General features: G+C 67.7%; 7 protein-coding genes. 5 read left to right on the forward strand and 2 right to left on the reverse strand.

The genetic code is table 11. From position 1 onward, the window contains the following. Positions 1 to 192: 192 nt before the first annotated feature. Together pyk and ACE026_RS19785 are read left to right on the forward strand one after the other, a co-directional pair. The gene (gene pyk, locus ACE026_RS19780) at positions 193 to 1,659 is read left to right on the forward strand and encodes a pyruvate kinase (RefSeq protein ID WP_152152512.1); all 1,467 of its coding nucleotides are present in this window, start codon (positions 193 to 195) and stop codon (positions 1,657 to 1,659) included. Between the two features lie 152 nt (positions 1,660 to 1,811). After that, positions 1,812 to 2,816 carry a class I fructose-bisphosphate aldolase gene (locus ACE026_RS19785; RefSeq protein WP_123730338.1) on the forward strand — a complete coding sequence of 335 codons (1,005 nt, stop codon included), beginning with the start codon at positions 1,812 to 1,814 and terminating at the stop codon, positions 2,814 to 2,816. A gap of 69 nt (positions 2,817 to 2,885) precedes the next feature. Here the strand turns inward: ACE026_RS19785 and ACE026_RS19790 are convergent, their stop codons facing one another. Then, positions 2,886 to 3,485, reverse strand: coding sequence for an O-acetyl-ADP-ribose deacetylase (locus ACE026_RS19790; RefSeq protein ID WP_486040536.1), 600 nt, complete (start codon positions 3,483 to 3,485; stop codon positions 2,886 to 2,888). A gap of 237 nt (positions 3,486 to 3,722) precedes the next feature. Beyond that, positions 3,723 to 4,682: a cysteine synthase A gene (gene cysK, locus ACE026_RS19795; RefSeq protein WP_121039348.1), complete on the reverse strand. Its 960-nt coding sequence runs from the start codon at positions 4,680 to 4,682 to the stop codon at positions 3,723 to 3,725. A gap of 240 nt (positions 4,683 to 4,922) precedes the next feature. Here cysK and ACE026_RS19800 point away from each other — a divergent pair, with 240 nt between their 5' ends. From ACE026_RS19800 to ACE026_RS19810, 3 genes are all read left to right on the forward strand, one after another. Beyond that, positions 4,923 to 5,906, forward strand: a complete 984-nt coding sequence (locus ACE026_RS19800; RefSeq protein WP_121039345.1) for a LysR family transcriptional regulator — start codon at positions 4,923 to 4,925, stop codon at positions 5,904 to 5,906. A 247-nt stretch (positions 5,907 to 6,153) separates the two neighbouring features. Continuing rightward, positions 6,154 to 6,597, forward strand: coding sequence for a hypothetical protein (locus ACE026_RS19805; RefSeq protein ID WP_486040616.1), 444 nt, complete (start codon positions 6,154 to 6,156; stop codon positions 6,595 to 6,597). A 70-nt stretch (positions 6,598 to 6,667) separates the two neighbouring features. After that, positions 6,668 to 8,725, forward strand: coding sequence for a TonB-dependent copper receptor (locus tag ACE026_RS19810; protein WP_486040538.1), 2,058 nt, complete (start codon positions 6,668 to 6,670; stop codon positions 8,723 to 8,725). Positions 8,726 to 8,755 lie beyond the last annotated feature (30 nt).

An 8,755-nucleotide genomic window follows, 5' to 3' on the forward strand; every position in this document is an offset into this window, starting at 1 on the left:
CGCCGCCGCATGTCCTGCGCAAAGCCCCGCCGCGATTGGCGCTGGCCGCCGGGCGGTCAAACGACTGTCCGCCCGGTCGTCTCGGGCTGTCTGCAGGACAACAGCGAAACCCAAGCGTGCCAGCGGTGTAATCGTATTCATGGGACGTGATGGGTGTGCTAATTTCACTCCTTTAACGGGAGCCCATTAACCATGATTGAGCGTCAGCGTCGCACCAAGATCCTTGCCACCCTCGGACCGGCGACCGACCCGCCGGGCGTGCTGGAGGATCTCTTCCGCGCCGGCGTGAACGTGGTTCGCCTCAACTTCAGCCACGGTGACCCGTCCGGCCAGGCCAAGCGCGCTGCCGATGTGCGTGCCGCCGCCGCCCGCGTGGGCGTGGAGGTGGGCATCCTGGCCGATCTGCCGGGCCCGAAGATCCGCATCGAGCGTTTCGCCGAAGGCAAGATCAAGCTCAAGGCGGGCGACCGCTTCGACCTGGTCGCCTCGCCGAACGCACCGGCCGGCGACACCACCCAGGTGGGCGTGAGCTACCTGGGCCTGCCGCAGGACGTGGTGGCCGGTGACATCCTGCTGCTCGACGATGGCCTGATGCAGTTGCAGGTCACCGAAGTGCAGGGCGAGCGCATCATCAACACGGTGCTCAACGATGGCGTGCTGTCCGACCGCAAGGGCTTGAACAAGCAGGGCGGTGGCCTGTCGCTGGGCGCGCTGACCGAGCGCGACAAAGAACTGATCGGCATCGTGGCCAAGATCGGCGTGGATTTCATCGCCGTCTCCTTCTGCCGCAACGCGCAGGACATGAACGACGCGCGCGAGATCGCCGAGTCGCACGGCTGCTACGCCGCGCTGGTCTCCAAGATCGAGCGCACCGAAGCGATCGAGAACCTCGAAGAGATCGTCGACGCCAGCGATGTGGTCATGGTCGCGCGTGGTGATCTGGGCGTGGAAATCGGCGATGCCGAACTGCCGGGCCTGCAGAAGAAGATCATCAAGGCCTCGCTGGCGCAGAACAAGGTGGTGATCACCGCCACTCAGATGCTGCAGTCGATGGTCGAAAGCCCGATCCCGACCCGTGCCGAAGTGCTGGACGTGGCCAACTCGGTCATCGACGGTACCGATGCGGTGATGCTGTCGGCCGAAACCGCCGCGGGCATGTACCCGGTCAAGGCGGTCGAAGCGATGGCACGTATCTGCCTCGGTGCCGAACGCCAGTTCCAGACCGAGACTGATTTCGGCGCCTCGCCGCGCAACCTGGAACGCGCGGATCAGGCGATCGCCATGGCCACCATGTTCCTGTCCCAGCACGTGGGCGTGCGCGCGATCGTGGCAATGACCGAATCCGGTGGCACCGCGCGTTACCTGTCGCGCTTCCGTGCCTCGGCACCGGTGTTCGCGGTGACCCGCCATGACGGCGCCCGCCGCCAGATGGCGCTGATGCGCGATGTGTTCCCGATCAACTTCGACAGCCGCGGCCTGACCCCGCGCGAAGCCGCGCGCGGCAGCATCCGCCTGCTGTTCGAAGCGAACCAGCTGCAGAGCGGTGACCGCGTGGTCTTCACCAGCGGCGAGCACATGGAAACCCATGGCGCCACCAACACGCTGCGCCTGCTGGAAGTCGGCGAAGACGGCCGTGCGAGCGGTCTCGGCGAGCTCTAACCGACCCGCCGCGCAACACCCGGACCCGCGTGGCTTCACGGCCGCGCGGGTTCGTCGTTTCAGATGGAATCGTTTCCAGATTTCGTGGACGGCCAGTTCACGGGAGGCGGGGTCTATAATTGGCGTTTTCCCGCACCCGCCACAGGAAGTACATGAGCATCGAACAGCTGGCTGAAACCGCACAGGCCATGGTCGCCCCGGGCAAGGGCATCATCGCGATCGACGAATCCACCGGCACCATCGGCAAGCGCTTCGCCAGCGTCGGCCTGGAGAACACCGAGGAGAACCGTCGCGCCTACCGCGAACTGCTGCTCACCACGCCCAAGCTGAACGAGCACATCTCCGGCGCGATCCTGTACGACGAGACCATCCGTCAGTCCACCAAGGACGGCGTCCCGTTCGCCAAGTACATGGCCGCCCAGGGCATCATTCCGGGCATCAAGGTCGACAAGGGCGCCCATGCCCTGGCCGGCTGCCCGGGCGAGCTGGTCACCGAAGGCCTGGATGGCCTGCGCGAGCGCCTGCAGGAGTACTACAAGCTGGGTGCGCGCTTCGCCAAGTGGCGTGCGGTCATCAACATCGGTGAAAGCATCCCGTCGGGCACCTGCATCGAATCCAACGCCCATGCGCTGGCCCGCTATGCGGCGCTGTGCCAGGAATGCGGCCTGGTGCCGATGGTCGAGCCGGAAGTGATCATGGACGGCGACCACGACATCGAGACCTGCTACGAAGTCACCGAAGCCACCCTGCGTTCGCTGTTCGACGCGCTGTACCAGCAGAACGTGCTGCTGGAAGGCACCATCCTGAAGGCCTCGATGGTCATCTCCGGCAAGGGCTGCGAAGAGCAGGCCGACGTCGAGGAAGTGGCCGAGTCGACCGTGATGTGCCTCAAGAGCACCGTGCCGGCGATCCTGCCGGGCGTGGTGTTCCTGTCTGGTGGCCAGAGCGATGAGCAGTCCACCGCGCATCTGAACGCCATGAACCAGATGGGCAACCTGCCGTGGCCGCTGAGCTTCTCCTACGGCCGCGCCATGCAGCAGGCTGCGCTGAAGCTGTGGGCCAAGGACACCAAGGCCAACATCGCCAAGGCACAGCAGACCGTGTTTGATCGCGCCAAGGAAAACGGCCAGGCCGCCCTGGGCAAGTGGAACGGCTGATTCACGCCTGACCACCGTCAACGAAAACGCCGGCCTTGTGCCGGCGTTTTTGTTTGCGCGGTGGTTTGCTCAGTGCGCTGCCGCCGGCGGCAACCCCAACGGCAGCGGTGCGAAGATCGCCGAGGTCGAGGGTTCAACCGGCTGGCCTGCCGCGGCCAGCGCCGACTGGTAGGCCTTGTACGTCGCCGCGTTGTACGCCACCAGGATGATCCGGCGCGGCTGGCGATGCGAGCGCTGCCAGGTCAGGGTCTCGGTGGCGGCGATGTGCGCGGCCTGGTGCAGCGGGTAGCCGAACACGCCGCAGCTGATCGCGGGGAAGGCGATCGATTCCAGATCCAGCTTCTCGGCCAGCTGCAGGGACTTCCAATAGCAGTTGGCCAGCAGCGCCGGCTCGTCGCGCAGACCGTCCTGCCAGACCGGGCCGACGGTGTGGAACACATGCTTTGCCGGCAGTTCGAATGCTGGCGTCTCGCGCACTTCGCCGGTCGGGCAGCGCATGCCGGGGCGGATCTCCGGCAGGGCGCGGCAGGCGTCCAGCAGCTGAGGGCCGGCCGCACGATGGATCGCGCCGTCCACGCCACCGCCGCCCAGCAGGGATTCGTTGGCCGCATTGACGATCGCATCCACCGCCAGGGTCGTGATGTCGCCCTGCCACACTTCGATCTTCATGCGTACCGCTCCTTACTGACTGTTACCGGGTCCATACAACGGAATGACGTGCCTGACCTGCACGTTACCCGGCAGGACATCTAGGCTGCGTCATCGTCGTCTCAGACAGTGCGACCCGGCGAGCGCTGGCTGACCTTCACACGATGCCGCCGGATCGCTTCACCGCAGATGAAGCGCCCCATGCAAAACGCCCGCCGATGGGGGCGGGCGCTTCGTTCTTACGGACCAACGGGCAGATCAGGGCAGACCGGCCAGCCAGTCGTCGTCGGAGCCTTCGTTGATATCGGCAAACAGCGGGGTGGAGAAGTAGCGCTCGCCGGTGTCGGGCAGCATCGCCAGGATCACCGCGCCGGGTGCGGCCTTGGCAGCGATGTCCAGCGCGCTGGCGACCGTGGCACCGGCCGAGATGCCGACGAAGATGCCTTCCTCGGCCGCCAGCCGGCGCGAGGTCTCGATGGCGCGCGCGTCGTCGATGGTCAGCAGTTCATCGTAGACACCGCGGTTGAGCACCTCCGGCACGAAGTCCGGGGTCCAGCCCTGGATCTTGTGCGGCTTCCACTCATCGCCTTTGAGCAGGGCGGCGCCTTCCGGCTCCGTGGCGACGATCCGGGTCTCCGGTCGCGCGACCTTGAGCACCTCGCCGACGCCGGTCAGGGTGCCGCCGGTGCCCCAGCCGGTCACGAAGTAGTCCAGCCGCTTGCCGGCGAAATCGCGCAGGATTTCCGGGGCGGTGGTGTTGCGGTGATACGCCGGGTTGGCCGGGTTGGCGAACTGGCTGGCCAGGAACCAGCCGTGTTCCTCGGCCAGTTCCTTCGCCCGGCGCACCATGCCCGAGCCGCGCTCGGCGGCCGGGGTCAGGATCACCTTGGCGCCATAGGCGCGCATCAACTTGCGGCGCTCGATGGAGAAGGTCTCCACCATCGTGGCCACGAACTTGTAGCCGCGCGCGGCGGCCACCATCGCCAGCGCCACGCCGGTGTTGCCCGAGGTCGCTTCCACGATGGTATCGCCGGGCTTGAGCAGGCCCTTGGCCTCGGCGTCGAGAATGATCGCCAGCGCCAGGCGGTCCTTGACCGAGCCGCCGGGGTTGAACGACTCGACCTTGGCGTACAGGGTGACGTGCTCGGGGGCGAGACGGTGCAGGCGCACTACCGGGGTGTTGCCGATGGTGTCCAGGATGGAGTCGTACAGGGCCATGGGGATGCTCCGGAGAAGTCGGTGCCGCCCGGGGGGGCCGTGCGGCAGGGGAAGGGTCGGGCCGGTGGCGGCGCAAGGCGCCCGCGCGCGGCCGGGCCGGGGTCGGTCAGACCGTACCGCTGGCATATGACCGCGCGAAATGACCTGATTACCTTCTTAAACAACGTTTGGTTATAAGCTGGTGACGGCATTTGCCCTACAGTCGGATGGCCCCCTCTCCATGCGCCGTATCGCCCGCCCATGACGCTGACCCAACTTCGCTACCTGGTCGCCATCGCCGACGCCGAGCTGAACATCACGCTGGCCGCGTCCCGTGTGCACGCCACCCAGCCCGGCCTGTCCAAACAGCTCAAACAGCTCGAGGATGAACTCGGCTTTCTGCTGTTCGTGCGCAAGGGCCGCAGCCTGGAAGCGGTGACCCCGGCCGGCGTGGAAGTGATCGGCCGTGCCCGCGCCGTCCTGGGCGAGGCCAACAATATCCGCACCTATGCGGCCAACCAGCGCCGTGAAAGCCAGGGCCAACTGGTGCTCACCACCACCCATACCCAGGCGCGCTTCGTGCTGCCGCCGGCGGTGGCGCGGATCAAGCAGGCCTACCCGCAGGTCAGCGTGCACCTGCAGCAGGCCGCTGAAAGCGACGCGCTGGACCTGCTCAGCCAGGGCGATGCGGACATCGCCATCATCAGCACCGCCGGCGGTGAGCCCACTGCCGGGCTGGCCATTCCGCTGTACCGCTGGCGCAGGCTGGTGCTGGTGCCGCGCGGCCACGCGCTGGACCGCCCGGGCGCCGCGCCGGACCTGCAGGCGCTCGCCAGCCACCCGCTGATCAGCTACGAATCCTCCACCCGCGGCAGCTCCTCGCTGCAGCGCGCCTTCGCCAGCGCCGGGCTGACCCCGGACATCGCGCTGACCGCGCTTGATGCGGACCTGATCAAGACCTACGTGCGCACCGGCCTGGGCGTGGGCCTGTTGGCGGAAATGGCGGTCAACGCCAGCGACGAAGACCTGCGGTCCTGGCCGGCCCCGGCGCCGATCGACGAGTGCATCGCCTGGGCCGTGCTGCCGCGCGACCGCGTGCTGCGCGATTACGCGCTGGAACTGGTGCACGTGCTCGCCCCGCAGATCGATACCCGCGACCTGCGCCGGGTGATCGACGGCAACCAGGAAGCCAACTGGCCGCTGCCGCCGACCTGGGAATCGCTGACGCAGACCATCACCGTCTAGCGACGGTGATGGCTGCCCGCGCATTCCCCCGCTACCCCGCGCCGTTGGCGCGCCCCCTTCAACAGAAGGGGGCTTTTCTCCAGAGGGGTTGAGGGGTTCGGTGGGCGCTTGGAAAGGGCCGCTGCGACGGTTGGTCGCAGGGCGTCGGGCCGCCCGGCCCAGGGTCGGGCGCTACCATGAGCGGGTGAATGTCCGCCGTCGCCCGTATGCCGTCTTTCTGCAGCTTGCCTTCGTGGCGACGCTGCTGATGGCGCTGGCGCCGCTGGTGAGCCGCTGGCAGCAGGCGCATGCCGAGGCCCCGGTGATGCTGATGCCGACCGGCATGACCCACGCGCTGCCGGCGATGCCTGCGCTGCCGGATGTGCACGCGGGGCACGCCATGCTGCAGCACGACATGCAACATCACCCCATGCCGTATCACGACATGGCGATGCAGCCCATGGCGGTGGATGCCACGCCGGGTGCCCATGACGGCCCCGTGCCGTCGCCGCCGATGAGCGAGCACGCCGGCCATGGCGATGCCTGCGAGTACTGCATGATGGCCTCGCGGCTGATGCCGTGGCTGGCGGTACTGATCCTGTTGCTGCCGGCGATGCCGGTCATCGCGCCGCGCGTGCTGCGCGCGGTGCTCACGCCACGCAGCCTGCGCTGGCCGGCCCACGCCGCGCGCGGCCCCCCCGCGCTCTCCTGAAACCACCGCCCTTTCTGCCCGTGTCGCCGTGATGGCGGCGCGTGCCTGCGTGCTTTTCTGGAGTTCCACCATGACTGTTTCTTCCCGCAGCGCGGGCGCACTGACGCGCCTGTCTGTTTCCCTGTCGCTGGCCCTGGTCGCGCTGCCGCTGCATGCCGCCAACGATGACGCCCGTACGCTCGATACGCTGGTGGTCACCGCCACCGCGCCCTCCTCGCCGCTGCACTGGGTCACCGATCCGCGCCTGCCGCGGCAGCCGGTGCCGGCCAGCGATGGCGCTGATTATCTGAAGACGGTTCCCGGCTTCTCGGCGATCCGCAACGGCGGCACCAACGGCGATCCGGTGCTGCGTGGCATGTTCGGTTCGCGCCTGAACATCGTCAGCAACGAAGGCAATCTGATCGGTGCCTGCCCCTCGCGCATGGACAACCCGCTGTCCTACATCGCCCCGGAAACCTTTGATTGGCTGACCATCATCAAGGGGCCGCAGAGCGTGCGCTGGGGTGCCGGTGCCTCGGCCGGCACGGTGCGCTTCGAGCGCGATACCCCGCGGTTCGATCAGCCGGGCGTGGATATCAACGCCAGCGCGCTGGTCGGCTCGCGCAACCGCAACGACCAGGTGCTGGATCTCACCGCCGGCGCTTCGCCGGGCTATGTGCGCGTCAACGGCAACCGCTCCGAATCGGATGACTACAAGGACGGCAACGGGGATGTGGTGCCCTCCAAATGGCGCAAGTGGAACAGCGATGTCGCCGTCGGCTGGACACCCGATGCCGATACCGTGCTGGAGCTGTCGGCCGGCACCGGCGATGCGATCGCGCGCTACGCCGGTCGCGGCATGGACGGTGCCTCGTTCCAGCGCACCAGCTACGCTGCGCGCTTGGAAAAGGACAACCTGCCGGGTGCATGGGACAGGCTGCAGGCGAACCTGTACTACAACGACGCCGATCACGTGATGGACAACTACACGCTGCGCACGCCGAACCCGGCCAGCAGCATGCCTATGCCGATGGGCTCCAATGTCGATCGCCGCACCACCGGGGGCCGCATCGCCTCGGAATGGCGCTGGCAGGACATCGCCATCGTGGCCGGCGTGGACGCGCAGGACAGCCGTCACCGCAGCCGCAATGCGATGGGGCGCAACACGTACCGGCAGCAGCCGTGGCGCACGGATGCGCGCTTCGAAAACCTCGGCGCATTCACCGAGATCACCTTGGGCGAGGGCACCGCGCAGCGCTGGGTGGGTGGCCTGCGCATGGACCGTGCCGAGGTGAAGGACGAGCGCGCCACCAGCGGCATGATGGCGATGCCCAATCCGACTGCCGGGCAGAGCCGGCGCGAGAATCTCGGCAGCGGTTTTGTCCGGTTCGAGCGCGATATCGCCCCTGCACTCACCTGGTACGCCGGTGTCGGGCACAGCGAGCGCATGCCCGACTACTGGGAACTGTTCTCGCCGACGCTCGGCCCGGCCGGCGCGGTCAACGCCTTCACCGGCGTGCAGCCGGAAAAAACCACCCAGCTCGATCTGGGTCTGCAGTACCGCACTGATCGCCTCAACGCCTGGGTCTCGGCGTATGCCGGGCGCATCCAGGACTACATCCTGTTCACCTACCGCGACGGCGGCATGATGGGCAGCACCAGCCAGGCCAGCAATGTCGATGCGCGCATTGCTGGCGCCGAGGCGGGCGCGGAGTGGCAGCTGGCACAGCAGTGGAAACTCGGCGGAACGCTGGCGTACGCCTGGGGCGAGAACCGCAGTGACGGCCGCGCGCTGCCGCAGATGCCGCCGCTGGAAGCCCGGCTCAGCACCACCTGGGAAGGCGAGCGCTGGACCGCGGGGGCGCTGGCACGTGCGGTCTCGCGTCAGGGCCGGGTCGCGGCGGGGCAGGGCAACGTGGTCGCCCGCGATCTCGGCCCCAGCGCCGGCTTCGCCACCCTGGCCGTGAACGCCAGCTACCGGGTCAACGAGGCGCTCCTGGTCAGTGCAGGCGTGGACAACCTGTTCGACCGCGCCTACAGCGAGCATCTGAACCTGGCCGGCAGCGCCGATTTCGGCTTCCCGGCCGATCCGGTGCGCATCAACGAACCTGGCCGCACCGCCTGGCTGAAAGTGAATTATCGTTACTGAGCACGTTGGCCGGGCGGGGGGCATGTCTCC

This window comes from Stenotrophomonas sp. AGC87, assembly GCF_057333975.1.